Annotated in this window: 9 protein-coding genes; 2 read left to right on the top strand and 7 right to left on the bottom strand. The window is 45.2% G+C overall.

Annotated features, from left to right (window positions below; translation table 11 throughout):
• Positions 1-15 precede the first annotated feature (15 nt).
• A complete protein-coding gene (locus FEM55_RS12265; protein WP_138281602.1) occupies positions 16-837 on the bottom strand; it encodes a DUF481 domain-containing protein in 822 nt (273 codons plus the stop codon).
• 122 nt (positions 838-959) lie between these two features.
• The gene (locus FEM55_RS12260; protein ID WP_138281601.1) at positions 960-1,403 is read right to left on the bottom strand and encodes an RpiB/LacA/LacB family sugar-phosphate isomerase; all 444 of its coding nucleotides are present in this window, start codon (positions 1,401-1,403) and stop codon (positions 960-962) included.
• Between the two features lie 404 nt (positions 1,404-1,807).
• Between FEM55_RS12260 and FEM55_RS12255 the strand changes: the two genes are divergently transcribed.
• Positions 1,808-5,173 carry a DEAD/DEAH box helicase gene (locus FEM55_RS12255; RefSeq protein ID WP_138281600.1) on the top strand — a complete coding sequence of 1,122 codons (3,366 nt, stop codon included), beginning with the start codon at positions 1,808-1,810 and terminating at the stop codon, positions 5,171-5,173.
• Between the two features lie 31 nt (positions 5,174-5,204).
• Here FEM55_RS12255 and FEM55_RS12250 read toward each other — a convergent pair whose 3' ends face one another.
• From FEM55_RS12250 to FEM55_RS12235, 4 genes are read right to left on the bottom strand one after another with little or no spacing between them, the layout of a single operon-like run.
• Complete coding sequence (locus FEM55_RS12250) at positions 5,205-6,332, bottom strand: glycoside hydrolase family 18 protein (protein ID WP_138281599.1); 1,128 nt, start codon at positions 6,330-6,332, stop codon at positions 5,205-5,207.
• 22 nt (positions 6,333-6,354) lie between these two features.
• Entirely contained in the window at positions 6,355-7,824 is a 1,470-nt protein-coding gene (locus tag FEM55_RS12245) for a fibronectin type III domain-containing protein (RefSeq protein ID WP_138281598.1), read from the bottom strand.
• A gap of 45 nt (positions 7,825-7,869) precedes the next feature.
• Positions 7,870-8,772, bottom strand: a complete 903-nt coding sequence (locus FEM55_RS12240) for a magnesium transporter CorA family protein (protein WP_138281597.1) — start codon at positions 8,770-8,772, stop codon at positions 7,870-7,872.
• 2 nt (positions 8,773-8,774) lie between these two features.
• The gene (locus tag FEM55_RS12235) at positions 8,775-10,037 is read right to left on the bottom strand and encodes an NAD(P)/FAD-dependent oxidoreductase (RefSeq protein ID WP_138281596.1); all 1,263 of its coding nucleotides are present in this window, start codon (positions 10,035-10,037) and stop codon (positions 8,775-8,777) included.
• 245 nt (positions 10,038-10,282) lie between these two features.
• Here FEM55_RS12235 and FEM55_RS12230 point away from each other — a divergent pair, with 245 nt between their 5' ends.
• A complete protein-coding gene (locus FEM55_RS12230; RefSeq protein ID WP_138281595.1) occupies positions 10,283-11,140 on the top strand; it encodes an SDR family oxidoreductase in 858 nt (285 codons plus the stop codon).
• A 95-nt stretch (positions 11,141-11,235) separates the two neighbouring features.
• Here the strand turns inward: FEM55_RS12230 and FEM55_RS12225 are convergent, their stop codons facing one another.
• Positions 11,236-15,102 (bottom strand): PAS domain S-box protein, encoded by a 3,867-nt coding sequence (locus FEM55_RS12225; RefSeq protein WP_138281594.1) that lies wholly within the window; start codon positions 15,100-15,102, stop codon positions 11,236-11,238.
• Between the last annotated feature and the right edge of the window lie 210 nt (positions 15,103-15,312).

The raw sequence follows: 15,312 nt of genomic DNA, 5'->3' as shown, positions 1-15,312 counted from the left end.
ACTGCCGGTCAATTCCTATTTATTCCCGACCGAAATACCGAACGTAATGCGGGAATCATTGCGCCTTCTGGTGGCTTCCACCACGCTTTCATACGAATTCTCGAAACTTGTCCGCAGCGTAACCCATTTATTGATAGGAAGTTCAATGGACATAATTGTATTCCAGCGCAAATTGGAAAAGTCGTTCAATGCCGGCTGCAGAAAGGTAATATGGTTGAAACGGATCTTGTCCTGCAGCAAGGAATGCTTGCCTTTCACGCGGAAAGAGTTACGAATGGTTTTTACCAATGCTTTTTCCTGAAAATCGGTGGATTCATACAGAATCGCATTCGTAAGGCTCAGATTGTTGTTGATGTTCTGCACCAGTCTGTAACCGACGCCGGCGCCGATCATTTGACGCAGATCAATTTTTCGCAAATTACTCGTTTCCAGTGCGCCGAGCCCGAACAAATAGGTCTTTCTCTTTTTGAAAACATCTACAAATACATCCACATAACTGTCTCTTTCCGCCAGAATACCGTTCTGCTTTCCATAAGTAAACCTTGGATTGGTCGCAATATTAATGACCGGCCCGCTGAAAGTCACTTCGGCACGCAACACCATGAGGCTGCGGTTTACATTACCTTTGGCAAAGTTGCCGTCGCCGATAAAACGGTAACGAACCGTATCGATCAGTACATTCGGTATAATGAGCACACTATCCTTTCGGGGAACGGCCGTTGAATCGCCAGGCGACACCACAGTGCCGGACGGCTGCTGGGCAAATACCGGATAGGAAAAAAGAAACAGGCTGAAAGCAGCAAGCTTTGTAAAGCGGTGGAACGTCGAGTTTTTCATTAATCACTTTTGCAAAATAATAATGCCAAAAAGGGGAATAGTCGTTAGCTGTTAGCTACTGGCTGTTAGCTGTAAGTCATTAGCTAAAAAGCCACAACCGGTAGCCAACAGCTAACAGCCATCTATTTTTCCAGCGCTTTGACCTTTTCGAGCCGGCGCATGTGTCTTTCGGCACCTGTGAATTCGGCCTTCAGAAAGGCTTCTATCAATTCCTGCGCGACCATTTTACCGGTAACGCGTCCGCCCAGACACAGTAAGTTCAGATCATCATCCTCCACGCCCTGATGTGCCGAAAAATGATCGTTAATGAGTGCCGCGCGCACGCCCGCTACTTTGTTCGCGACAACCGAGGCTCCTACCCCGCTTCCGCAAACGGCAATTCCGCGCTCCACTTCCTGATTGACGATTGCATTGGCCAGCGGAATGACGAAATCCGGATAATCATCCTGATTATCAAGCCCGAAAGCGCCAAAATCCTTTATTTCATAGCCTTTGGAAGTAAGGAATTCGCTGAGACTTTCCTTTAATTCATAACCTCCGTGGTCTGCTGCTATTCCGATTTTCATACTTTTCATGTTTAATTTAATGATGTTTCCAGAACCAAAACCGGTCCGGATTAATTGTATAACTATATTTTTGAAAGCTGTTAGCGTTTAGCTTTTAGGATTGATTAATATTGGACCAGGAGAAGCCAGTAAAAACTTTCATCTGAATCAATTTAAAGAAGTGATTGTAACTAATTATTTCAAGGTTATCGGTATTACTGATTTACACTATATTAAACTCTTATTTACCAGAAAGCTAAAAGCCAATTGCCAAAAGCACACAGCTAAAAGTTAACAGCTGATTGCCAAAAGCTACTAAAACCGAATTTTTCAACGTTGTAATTGTCCTGTTCTGGCCTTTAACGGCAATTAAAGAATAAAAACCCTGAAAACAAGCATCTGTGCGCCGCTGAAAAGCGATTGATATGACCGGTTTCAACCAACATAAATTTGTATTCGATAATTTAAGCATTCAGGCACTTACGCATGCGCATATCCTGAAAAACAGCGCGGCTTTGCCTTCCACGGATCAAAGGGGCTATTTTGATATTCAGCCGGAAGATATTGCCGTTGATTACGCCTGTTTTAAAATCCAGCATTCTTTGTCCGACTTTGCCAAAGTCATTATCCGTCAGGATGCCGGTTCGCTGGCGCTTTACTGCGAGTGCCTGACGAAAGGGAAAAAACTGTGCGAGCACCAGATTCAGGTTCTGTATAATATGATGAACCGGAAAGACCTCCGGGCGTACTTTGATCCCGAATTGCGAAAAGAGCAGATACGGCTTGTGGCGGCGGATTACGGCATGCAGGATGAAGCGGATCTGGACGAATTTTTTCAGCTCGAATATGTAAATAAAACACTCCAGATTACGCCGAAAATAAAGGAACTGATCCCGGCTACGCAATCGGCGTTTGCCATTATAGAAAATGAGCTGGTTTCAGGGATTCCATCCGGGCCGGCAAACAAGGGTTTCCCGGAAAACAGGAAAACAATCGTCGTACTGGGCCAGAACCGCTATTACAATCATTTTTTCCTGGAACTGCATGAAATCCAGACTACAAAGGAAGGCAAACCGAAAAACCCGCTCGTTGCTGTCAATCCGCTGGATGTGATCTGGAAAACAAACAATCCGGAAGCGGTGAAATTTTACACGGCTGTTTCTGTTTTTCAGAATAATTTCCGCAAGAAAAATGCCGAAACGGACATAGAAGGCTTAAAATCCATTGCGGCAAACCCGGCCCGGCTGGATTTCTATTTTCACAATGCAGCCGTTTCCGAAAATATCGGCGCAAGTTCGATACTTCCGGTTCAGGTCAGGCATACGGCTGTGGATCTGGAACTGCTTATTCACCGGAAAGATCCGTTTTTCCATATCTCGGGAAAGCTCGTGATCAACGGCGTGGACCTTGATCTTGATGATGTGAAAATCCGGTATGATTACTTCGTGCTGCATTTGAATACGCTGTATCTGATCGACCGTGAAGCGGTTCTCAAGACCGTTGAATTTTTCAGCCGTCACAATCAGAAAATCGTTATTCACAAATCAAAGTTTGAGGAATTCCGGCAAAATGTCCTTTCCCGGATCGAGGCAAATTTCCGGATTACTTATTCTTACCTGAAACCGGCAACGCCCAGACAATTGCAGGAACAGGGTTTTGAACATGAAACCGAAAAGATCATTTACCTTGAAGATCTGGGTGATTACATTCTGTTCACGCCTGTCATCAAGTATGGAAACGTGGAAGTTCCGGTTTTTTCCAAAAGACAGATTTATTCCGTTGACAGTCATGGAAATCCGTTTACCGTACGCCGCGATGAAGATGCAGAAATCCGTTTCGGGAATGCTTTGCTCAGGCAGCATCGCGATTTTACGGATCAGCCGGAAAGAGAATTTTTTTATCTGCATAAGTCAAAATTCCAGGATGAAGACTGGCTTCTTTCCGCTTTTCAGGAATGGCAGGATTTGCATGTTACCGTACTCGGGTTTGACAAACTGGCAAAAAACCGGCTGAACCCGAACCGAGCGAAAGTATCGGTGCATGTGAGCAGCGGCATCAACTGGTTTGACACGACGATAAGCGTACTGTTCGGAAAGCAGAAGGTTACCCTTAAAAATCTGCATAAAGCGGTTAAGAACAGAAGCAAATACGTGCAGCTCGGTGACGGCACACAAGGCATTCTTCCGCAGGAATGGATGGAAAAATTCTCAAAATTCTTCGCAGAAGGAGAAATTTCAGAAGAAATAATCCGTACGCCAAAAATCAACTTTGCTTCCGTGTCGGCCCTGTATGAAGAAGCATTGCTGTCGCAGGAAACAAAAGACCAGATTGCATTTTACCAGGCTGCGTTCAACGATTTCCATTCCATCATTCCGGTAAAAGTCCCGAACGGCCTGAAAACATCTTTGCGCGAATACCAGAAACAAGGGCTGAACTGGCTGAATTTTCTGGATGATTTTGGCTTTGGCGGCTGTCTGGCCGATGATATGGGCCTTGGTAAAACGATCCAGATCCTTGCATTTCTACTGCTTCAAAGAAAAAAGAAGGCGCAAAATACCAATCTCATCGTTGTCCCAACGTCACTGATTTTCAACTGGCAGGCCGAAATGGAGAAATTTGCCCCAAGCTTGAAAGTACGCACCATCTACGGCGCATCCAGAATCAGGGAAATAAAGGATTTTGACAAGTATGAAGTGCTACTGACGTCTTACGGAACATTGCTTGCGGACGTTTCTTTTCTGAAAAAATTCTGTTTCAATTACATCATTCTGGATGAATCGCAGAATATCAAAAATCCGGAATCGCAGCGGTACAAGGCGGCGCGCTTACTGCAGTCGAAAAACAAGCTGGTGCTGACGGGTACGCCGGTTGAAAACAATACATTTGACCTTTATGGCCAGCTTTCCTTCGCTTGCCCGGGACTGTTGGGGAACAAAACGCAGTTTAAAGATTACTATTCCACGCCTATCGACCGGTTCAAGGATAACGAAAGAGCCCGTGAACTTCAGAAGAGGATCAATCCATTTATTCTGCGCAGGACCAAAAAACAGGTAGCAACCGAACTGCCCGATAAAACGGAAATGGTGCTATATTGCGAAATGGGAGAAGAACAACGCAAGGTTTACAATGCCTACGAACTGGAATTCCATACGTATCTTAATACCAAAAGTGAAGTCGATATTCCGCGCATCAGTCTGCACATTCTGCAGGGACTTACGAAGCTGAGGCAAATCTGCAATTCACCTGCATTGTTGAACGATGATTTGTATTACGGCAACGAATCCTCAAAAATCGCCGTACTCATGGAACAGATCGAAACAAAATCCTCAGGGCATAAAATCCTGGTTTTTTCGCAGTTTGTCTCCATGCTCGACCTGATCAAAAAAGAGCTCGGAAACAGGAATATCGGCTATGAATATCTGACCGGCAAAACCAAAGACCGTGCGGCGCGTGTTGACAATTTCCAGAATAATGAAAATGTCCGCGTTTTTCTGATCAGCCTTAAAGCAGGCGGAACCGGCCTTAACCTGACCGAAGCGGACTACGTTTACATCATTGATCCGTGGTGGAACCCTTCTGTTGAAAACCAGGCGATTGACCGGAGCTACCGCATTGGCCAACGGAAAAACGTGATTGCGGTAAGACTGATTTGTCCGGGCACGATTGAAGAAAAAATCCTGGAACTGCAGCAATCCAAAAAAGACCTTGCGGAAGATCTGGTCAAAACAGATTCGGCCGTACTTAAGACGTTATCCAAAAAAGATCTGCTGAACCTGGTTTCACCAAACTAGAACGGTTAGTTATCCGGAGAAATTTGAGCTTTCAGTCCAGATTGCGGCTGATTTCCTTAATCAGGTATTCCTTGGGATCGTTGAAATATTCCCAGAAGAAAATCCCTGCCAGCTTGTGTTTCTTCACGTATTTGCATTTGTCTCTTACCGATTTTTCGTCTTCGTACGTGATGAGCACTTTGGTGGAATCGTTGAAAAGATAAGGTGCCCGGGCTTTTTTGTCGTAGTATTTTTTGTAGCCGTTCTGATTGATCAGTGAATCTTTCAGCTTGGTGTAGCCGCCGCCCGGAACCGATCTGATGCGTTTTTCACCCAGTCCATTGTTTTTACCCGTTTCTGCTTCCCAGCCTTTTCCGTAGAAAGCCGCGCCCAATCCGATTTTGGAAGCCGGGACGCCTGCTGCGATAAAATTTTTAACAGACTGATCCGCAGACGAAACATCTCTGGAATTGCCATAACCGTAAAGATTGGTATGGTGCCCGACCGTACCGTTTTTACCACCGTAATCGTAAGTCATGATGAAAATATAATCCATATAGGGCTGCAACAAACCCATTTCGGTATTGTCAATAAAGGATTTTGAACCGCCGACGGCCGCTGTCAGCAAAAATTTCCTTCCTTTTTCCTTTTCCAGTATATTCAGTTCTTCACGCAATGCCTTGAACATGAGCGTAAAGTTCTGCTTGTCTTCCGGCCTGAAAACATTCCCTTCCTCACCGCGCATGGCAGGATATTCCCAGTCAATATCCACGCCGTCCAGATGATACTGCCGGATAATGTCCACGCTCGATTTTGCAAACAGCAGCCGGGAAGTCGGCGTCAGCACCGCATCTGAAAAATTCTCGCTCCATGCCCAGCCGCCGATTGAAATAAGAATCTGAAGATCCGGGTTTTTAAGCTTCAGTGCGTTCAGCTTCCTGAAATTGGTGGAATCCGTGGCCAAATTAGTCAGAACGGCAAGGCTGTCCTGAACGTTGACGAATGCATAATTGATATGCGTGAGTTTGTCCGCATTGATTTCTTCAGTATTCACCAGCCCGCGAAAACCGCCGACATAAGCATTCACAACATACTTTTTCTTTTTTTGCGCCAGCGTTTTATGAAAATGGAAGCAGCAAAATGCAGTTGTCAGCAGCAACAAACGAAGAAATGATTTCATGCTTACAAGCTTTGGTTCAGGGTTAATCAATGACAATTTTATGCGTCAAACGCGTGTTTTCAGTTTCCACAACAACGATATAAATACCCGGATGCAGCAAGCCAAGGTCAATTCGTGATGAAGGCTGCACATTCTGCTGATTTCTTAATATTCCATTCAAATCATAAATGCTGAGCTGGTATTGCGGCTTCGGTTTCAGATCAATCACCAAAGTTCGCCCGTAAGCATAAATCCGGTTCTGGTTTGTTAACGGCTCATTTGCAGTGATAATCGTAGATCCGCGAACAATGGAAATCAGACTGTAAGGCGAACTTCCGCCGGCATTGACGGCTTTGATCCGGTAGTAATAATCCGTTATGGCCAGTGAATCCTTGTCCTGATACTGCACTGCACTGGCCGGCAGGCGGGCTATTTCCCTGAAATTACCGTCCGTATTTTGTGATCGTTCCACAACAATGGCATTTGCATTGCCGGTTACCGGCGACCAGTTCAGCTGAATGAGATCAGGCGCAAGCGGTACAGCTGTCAAGTTTGACGGCATGTCGGGTACCGGAATTTGCTGCGTCGTCGCCGAACTCACCGCACTATATGCCGATGGCCCGATCAGGTTTACCGCCCTGATCCGGTAATAATATTTTGTAGCCGGCGCAAGATCCCTGTTTTCGTAACCGATCCTGTTGGCCGCAATGTCAGCAATTTTGGTAAACGTAACTCCGTCCAGCGAACGTTCAAGTTGAAAACCGGTTTCGTTCACTGCTTTATCTGTCCATGCAAGATTAATCTGAAAAGGTGAAACAGCCGTTGCAATTAATCCCGCCGGCGCATTGGGAACTACTTCCAGCGTCGTGGCACTCACCACGTTGGAATATGCAGATTTTCCGGCTGTATTTTTAGCCAGCAGTCGGTACCAGTATTTGGTTGTGGAAGCAAGACCGGTATCTGCATAAGCCGTAGCATTGGCGGTTATGTCGGCAATTTTAGCAAAAGCAGTTCCGTTCAAGGACCTTTCCAGTTCAAAACCTGTTTCATCCGTTGCGTTGTCAGTCCATTTCAGGTTGATTTCTTTTCCTGTTACCGTTGTCACGGCCAGACTGGAGGGCGCTTTCGGAATGGTGATTACCGGCGGTTTTGTCACGGCGCTCACAACATTGGAATAAGCTGAAAATCCGGATGCGTTTTTTGACCGTACCCGGTACCAGTATGTCGTTGAAGCAATAAGCTGCAGATTCTGAAAAGCCTTGCTGTTTGCAGGAAGATCGGCAATCCGGACAAAAACTTTGCCGTCCAGCGAGCGTTCCACTTCAAATCCGGTTTCGTCCAGAGAAGCATCCGTCCATTCCAGATTAATCTGCACCGGAGAAACAGCCGTAGCTTTCAGACTGGCGGGTACCACCGGAACTGCAAGGGAATATGCAGGCGGCGACAATACCAATAGGTTCATGATCAGGGCATATAGCACAAACCGCATGGCAGGCATGCAATGTTTTTTCATAAGTTGAGTACAAATTATTGAGTCAAAACAACGCTGAACGCTTTTTCAGAGCCAGCTTTTTCGCTTGAACCACATATAAATCCCGACCGTAATCAATGCCATCGCAAACAGGGTGACAGGATAACCGTATTTCATCTGAAGCTCCGGCATGTAGCGGAAATTCATTCCGTAAATGCCTACAATGAACGTCAGCGGCATGAAAAATACCGAAAACAAAGTCAGAATGCGTACAATTTCGTTGGTCCGCTGGGAAGATATGGAAAAATAGATCATCACGAGCTGATTCATGTTCTCAAAAAGTGTATCGTAAATGTTCTGAAGTTTTACAAACAGATCCCTTGTATCTCTGGTATTGGCATTGCCTTGTTCCGGCGTATCTATTTTTTCCATGATATCGTGCGAAAGCATAATGACCCTGCGCGTTACTTCCACTCTCCGACGCAAATAGTAAAGCCCTTTCAGCATTGCAGGCTTTCTGTTTTTCAGAAACATATTGGCTTCGTAGTATTCGATATCGCTCGTCAGTTTAATAGAAGGCTCTTCGTACGTCGTGAGACAGACTTTTATAATTTCATTGACAAGCTCGTGCGTATTGCTGCATGTATTCTGTTCTTTCTGGCTGTTCCGGATTGCTTCCGGTGCGAGCCATGCTTTTCGGTGCAGTGTTATGATCCGTTCTTCATTCATGAATATGGCCACACTGTCAGTAAGTTCCGGAACCGTATCCGCCTCCATTGTGACTTCCTCGGCATGTACTCGGAAAATAATAAAAGCATAACCGCCGACATTCTCGAATTTGGGAAGATGATCGGGCTGGCGCCAGTCTTTTATCGAAGAATGGTGCAAGGAATATTTTCTGGTTAACTCATCAATTTCTTCATCACTCGGATTTTCGGCATCCAGCCATTCAAAACCGTACTCGGAACTTTCGGTAATTACATGGATCATAATTATTTGTCAGGTTTCGCATCCAGGATAAAGCGCAGCGACTGATCTCTGGTAAAAAGCGCAACAATCCAGTTATATAATGTCTTGACCTGATTACGGTAACGGATCAACGAAAACAAATGCACCACAAGCCACATCATATAAGCAATAAACCCGTTGAAATGCATTCCCGACAAGTCCGCAACGGCTTTGTTCACGCCGATGATCGCCATGGAGCCGCGGTCATTGTAATGAAAGTCGTGCAGCGTTTTCCCTTCTATTAATGCCCTGAAATTTTTGGCAAGCGTCCTTCCCTGCTGAATGGCAACCTGCGCAACCTGCGGATGTCCGTCCGGGAATTTCTCATCGGTCGTCATCAGGCAAATGTCACCGATTGCAAATATATTCGTAAAGCCTTTTACCCGGTTATAACTGTCCACCAAAACTCTTCTGCCTTTTCCTATGGCTTCCTTGGGGAGTCCCGGCAAGGCAATGCCTGTGACGCCGGAAGTCCAGATCAGCGTTTCGGTTTGTATGGCATGGCCGTTTGCGAACGTTACGACGCCATTCTGAAAATCCTTTACGGCATGATCCAGCAGCACATTTATTCCAAGTCCTTTCAGTTCGCCCAGCGTATCCTGCTGCGATTTTTTTGTCATCGGGTTCAGCACATTCGGAAGCGCATCCACCAGGTAAATCTGTACTTCGTCTCTGTTCAGTTCGGGATAATCCCTTTTAAAAATATTCTTGTGCATTTCAGCGAGCATGCCCGAAATTTCCACGCCGGTCGGACCAGCGCCGGCTACAACGATGGAAAGCAGCTTTTTCCTTTCATTTACGTCCGCAATTTTAGTCGCCTTTTCCTTGTTCCATAAAATATGGTTCCGCAACGCCAGCGCATCTTTCACCGTTTTCATGGGAACCGCATATTTCTTAACGTTCTCCATTCCGAAGTAGTTGGTTTCGGTACCTGTCGCAAAGATGAGATAATCGTAGTAAACGTCTCCGGTGTCCGTTAAAATTCTGTTTTCTGCCGGAAAAACTTCCTGAAACAATCCCAGATTGAATCTTAAATTGCTCTTTTCCTGAAAGAACTTCCGGAACGGATAACAGATGTTGGAAGGATCCAGAAATCCGGTGGCAACCTGATAAAGCAGCGGCGGAAAGAAGTTGTAATTGTTTTTATCTACGATAGTTATATGAAAGAGATTGTCTTTTGCCAGTTTCTGCGCAAGGTTTATTCCTGCAAATCCGCCTCCGATAATTACTACTTTTTTTTGCTCCATGATATCTGATCTTTTTGACGGAAATAATCCACGTTGGATACTATAATTATGCCCGAAGTACGATGCAGCGCGCAGTTCAGGGCCATTTTCTGCTTTTTCCCGGTCAGTAGTGTGAAATTCTTTACTCAGTCATAATTTCCCTTCTTCATTTCATACCTTCCGCCAGAAGCCAGTGCCGCTCATTGTACTGGCATATCGTTTTTAGCAGTCCGGTTAGATTTAACCTTCATTCAAAAATTGTAAAGATGAATTACGAAATAGATACGAAAGGCCAGACGCAGGAATCACAGCCGGGCATTGAAAAAGAAATGGATCCGGCACCGGTTATTATCCGGGAGAATTACAAAGGCAGCAGCAGGCTGGAAGGAAAAACGGCTCTGATTACGGGCGGCGACAGCGGTATCGGACGTGCCGTTGCCGTACATTTTGCACGTGAAGGTGCCGACATTGCCATTGTATACCTGAATGAGAACGAAGATGCACAAAAAACAAAATCGCTTGTGGAAGCCGAAGGAAAAGCCTGCCTGCTGATCCCGGGCGATATCCGCAGCGAATCCTTCTGTAAAGAAGCCGTGGAACGTGTTGTAAGCGAATTCGGGAAACTGAATATTCTGGTGAACAATGCCGCCGAGCAGCACCCGAAAGAGGACGTGCAGGAAATTTCCGCCGAACAGCTCAAAGATACTTTTTCGACCAATATATTTTCTTTCTTCTATTTTACACAAGCGGCACTTCCGCACCTGAAAGAAGGCGATGCGATTGTGAATACGACTTCGGTAACCGCTTATCACGGAAGCCCTGCGCTGCTGGATTATTCCTCTACGAAAGGCGCCATTGTAGCGTATACCCGTTCGCTGGCGATTAATCTGGCAGAAAAGAACATCAGGGTAAATGCCGTTGCACCCGGCCCGATCTGGACGCCGCTGATCCCTGCTACTTTTGATTCTGATAAGGTAGAAAAATTCGGCAAAGATACGCCTCTTAAACGACCCGGACAACCCAGCGAAGTGGCGCCGTGCTATGTGTTTCTGGCCAGTGAAGATGCGTCCTACATGAGCGGGCAGGTTCTGCATCCAAATGGCGGACAAGTTGTTAACGGATAAAAATCAAACAAAGCTGTCATTGCGACAGGAAAGTCCGGATGTGTTTTCCGGCCTATTTCCAGCATCAATGACAGCTTTGTTTTAAGACAGCTCTTCTATTTTTTTCCTTTAAAAAGCCATTTCTGAATTGCTTCTTCCAGCGTATCCTTTATAACCGGTTTGGTAAGATAATCGTCCATTCCGGCTTCAATACATTTTTCACGTTCTCCGACAACGGTTCCGGCGGTCAGTGCAATAATCGGGATCTTTCTATCTGTTTCCAGCATCCGTATAGCTCCTGTGGCTTCATAACCGTTCATTTCAGGCATTTGTATGTCCATGAAAATCAAATCGGGATCAGATTGCTGATAGGCCTTGATGGCTTCTTTTCCGTTTGCCGCTTCAATCATTCGGACATTGGGAAGTATCTTTTCCAGCATCGTTTTAACCAGCAGCATGTTGATTTTATGGTCTTCCGCAATCAGAACCGTTACTTCCTGATGGTTATAGGCGCTGACTTTGCCTTTTTCATGTCCTGAATTGCTCGGTACGTCATGCCCGTTTTTCAGATTTATCTGTGACAAGGTGTGAAACAGCTGCGGAATCTTGACCGGTTTGATCAGGAAATGCTGAATGTTGAGTTCTTCTTTTACCGAATTGAGCATTTCTTCCTCAAACGAGTCATTAAGCAGGATAACAGGCTGGTTTGCAAGCTCCGTTTTGATGTTTCTGATCCTGCGCACGGTCTCAATTCCATCCTGTCCTGGCATTTTGAAATCCATCAGAATAACATCATACCTGTTTTCCGCAGCCAGTTTTCTGATTGCTTCATCGCCGTTCTGAACATAATCTGCACTGATATTTTTGTTGTTCAGAATATCTTTCAGGATACGCCCGTTTTTCAGATTGTCATCTACGATCAGTATTTTATCAATGTGCTCGTTATTTTGCCAGGCAAACTTGTTCTCGCCTTCCACAGAAGAAAACGTTACATCAAAATAGAACGTACTGCCCACATCCACCGTGCTCGTCAGCTGCAGTCTGCTGTCCATTAGTCCCAGAAGACTGTTGGAAATCGTAAGGCCGAGGCCCGTTCCTCCGAAGCGCTTTGTTGTGGAAGAATCTTCCTGTGCAAATGCTTCAAAGATTTTCCGCTGGTTTTGCAGCTCGATCCCGATTCCTGTGTCCCTTACGGAGAACCTGAAACTGTTTTCCAGATTACTCAAAGGAGTCAGTAATTCTATTTTAAGTTCGATTTCACCGGTTATGGTAAACTTTACGGCGTTGCTCAGCAGATTGACCAGAATCTGCCGCAGGCGAATGGAATCCGTCCAGACGAACTGCGGAATATCCGAAGGAATATTCAGCAGCATTTCCAGATGTTTTTGCTGTGCCTGATAAGTAACCATATCCATGACTTGCCCGCAGATTTCCAGCAAGTCTGTTTTCTCCATCGTAAGTTCCAGCTTTCCGGCTTCAATTTTGGAAAAATCCAGAATGTCATTGATGATATCAAGCAGCGAATTGGCAGACTGGAAAACCATGGACATGTACTGCTGCTGCGTTTCATCCAGACTGGTTTTCATCAGCAGATCGGTGAAACCGACAACACCATTCAGCGGTGTACGGATTTCATGGCTCATGTTGGCCAGGAATTCCGATTTCAGTTTATTGGCGGATTCGGCATGTTCGCGGGCTTCCAGCAATTCCTGTTCAGCCTGCTTCCGGAGCGTAATATCTCTGATGACGGCCTGAATGATTTCCTGTCCGTTGATACTGATCCGTGTTAACAGTACTTCGGCGACAAATGTGCCTTTGATCTTGCCAAAACGCTTGTAAGTCCATTCAAAACTATGGCTTCCGTCTTCATACACTTTATTGACGTGTTCTATCGTAATGCCTTGCCCGCTTTCCATTTCTACCATCGGGTTGTTGGACAAATTGCCCAGCGGCATTCTCAGCAGTGAACCAACGCTATCCAGCCCGAACATCATCAAGGCCGCATGGTTGCAATCCAGGTATTCATGACGGTTAAAAAGGATTACGGCATCACTTGTAGAATCATACAGGCTTCTGAACTTGGCTTCCGAATTTAGCAGCTCCACTTCATGGCGCTTGCGCAGCGTAACATCCTGAAAAGCCCCGTAAACCCTTTCGCAAAAGCCATTGTTCATATCCGCTTTTCCGATGGTCCTAACCCACAGCTCATTTCCTTTGCTTGTAATGAGCTGCAGTTCCATATCCCAGGCCGTACCGTGCGATACCGCTTCGTAAACCGCTTCCGTTATGATCTGGCGGCTCGGGCCTTTATAAAAGGAAATGGCAGACTGCAGATCAGGCATAAAATCGTCATCCACTTCATGAATTTCCCGCACAATGGACGTCCATGTAATTTCACCCGTCCGCGGATAAAACTCCCATCCTCCTACCCTGGCCACGCTGTTGGTCTGTTCCAGCATGTCCTTCATCCTGCGCATTTCATCATCCGTGTTTTTACGGGATGAAATGTCTCTTTCCACTGCTATGTAATTGATGCAGTTTCCTTTATCATCACAAACCGGGGTAACTTTCAGATCAACCCAGTATTTTTCACCATTTTTCTTATAACAAAGCAGTTCCTCCTGAACAATGTTGTTACTGATGCATGCATTGTAAATCCGGTCAACAGTTTCTTTATCCGTTTCCGGCCCGCCCATCATTTTCTCCGGCCTCATTCCTTTTACTTCCTTCCTTGTATATCCTGTCTGGTTTTCACAGGCTTTGTTGATCCATGTAATGTAACCTTTGTTATCCGTTATGAGGATGTAATCCGTCGTATTGGATGCGACAATCGCCAGTTCCTTCAGACGTTCTCTTGAATTTCTGAGCTCTGTAATGTTGTGGCTCGTCAGTATGATTTCCTTGCTGACCGGATTCACATTTGCCATCGTGCTGCTCCACGACCATGATCCGTCCTTGTGCATAATCCTGTGTTCCACGCCTCCTTTTACCGAATCTTGTGAAGTCAGGATTTTGTGCAATGCCTTGAAGCAGATTTCAATATCGTCCGGATGAATAAAACTGATGAACGATTTGCCGACGGTTTCTTCCACCGAATAGCCGTACATGGTCGTCCAGCTTGGCGACACGTATGTAAAAATCCCATCCGGGGAAATGGTGAAAAGGACATCGTTCATACTCGAAACCAGCACGGACAAATCTTCCTCCACCTTTAATTTCTGCGTAATGTCATACCCGATGCAGAATACTTCCGTAACCTGTCCCGCTTCGTTCCGGATGCCTGTAAATTCCCACTGGGTTGTATTTAATTCTCCTTTCAGCGACAGCTTTCTCAGAACGACAGCGTGCGGTATTTCCGGTTCCAGATAGCATTTCCAGCCGGTATCCAGGCACTTTTGTACATCTTCCGGCACAACGCCCAGCAACGATGACTTTCCGTATATGATATCTTGTGTAACCCCGTAAAAATTACAGAAATAATCATTTGCGTAAAAATAATTTCCGGCAATATCCACACCGACAGCATAGATGCTGCTGCTGTGCAGAAACGTTTTGTACAACGGATTGTTATAATCGGAACTCGGTCCGGCTTCCTCTGTTCTTTTGAATCCTGAAATGATCCGGATCAGTTCACCGCTGTTGTTATATATTCCCAGCGCATGCACGGTCAGAAACAGTTTTTCAGACTTGTTTTCGTTGATATGGATCCGCTTGCTGAATTCTTCGTTGCTGTTACTGAAATGGTTCCGGGCATTTTCAAGGTATTCCGAAAGTATTTCTGATTGCAACAGTTCGTCGGGTTCATTGTTTTCCGGTCTGGAATCCATTCCCAGCATTCTGTACAATTTATCATCTGCCCAATATCCGGAAACTTCTGATCCTTCCCATATCATCAATCCGTCCGTTGCCGAATCCAGAATAAAATCAAAAACATTTTCATTTTCCTGCAGAATGCTATACAGCTCTTTTTTCAGGTTATTCATCTTTAAAAGCCTTCCAAATTTAATTTCATTCTGCATGTGTTTAAATGATGTACAAGGTAACTCTTAATTTAGTCAGATGGTTAAAATCAAGCGTGCTAGTTGTAATACTTTTACTAATTTCCAATAATTACTACTACTTTCCAAGAAGCATTACATATAAAAGATTAGTGTGTAGTCATAAATTATTGTAACTGTCCGTTACTAATAATT

This window comes from Dyadobacter sediminis, from assembly GCF_005860765.1.
In the GTDB taxonomy this organism is placed as follows: domain Bacteria; phylum Bacteroidota; class Bacteroidia; order Cytophagales; family Spirosomataceae; genus Dyadobacter; species Dyadobacter sediminis.
The sequence above is the reverse complement of the archived record's forward strand: the minus strand, read 5'-3'. Positions and strand labels throughout refer to the sequence as shown.

Bases quoted from the DNA above. Each gene is read 5' to 3' on its own strand.
- FEM55_RS12255 (WP_138281600.1), top strand. From the start codon at position 1,808: ATGACCGGTTTCAACCAACATAAATTTGTATTCGATAATTTAAGCATT.
- FEM55_RS12260 (WP_138281601.1), bottom strand. From the start codon at position 1,403: ATGAAAATCGGAATAGCAGCAGACCACGGAGGTTATGAATTAAAGGAA.
- FEM55_RS12245 (WP_138281598.1), bottom strand. From the start codon at position 7,824: ATGAAAAAACATTGCATGCCTGCCATGCGGTTTGTGCTATATGCCCTG.
- FEM55_RS12225 (WP_138281594.1), bottom strand. From the start codon at position 15,102: ATGAATAACCTGAAAAAAGAGCTGTATAGCATTCTGCAGGAAAATGAA.
- FEM55_RS12240 (WP_138281597.1), bottom strand. From the start codon at position 8,772: ATGATCCATGTAATTACCGAAAGTTCCGAGTACGGTTTTGAATGGCTG.
- FEM55_RS12230 (WP_138281595.1), top strand. From the start codon at position 10,283: ATGAATTACGAAATAGATACGAAAGGCCAGACGCAGGAATCACAGCCG.
- FEM55_RS12250 (WP_138281599.1), bottom strand. From the start codon at position 6,332: ATGAAATCATTTCTTCGTTTGTTGCTGCTGACAACTGCATTTTGCTGC.
- FEM55_RS12235 (WP_138281596.1), bottom strand. From the start codon at position 10,037: ATGGAGCAAAAAAAAGTAGTAATTATCGGAGGCGGATTTGCAGGAATA.
- FEM55_RS12265 (WP_138281602.1), bottom strand. From the start codon at position 837: ATGAAAAACTCGACGTTCCACCGCTTTACAAAGCTTGCTGCTTTCAGC.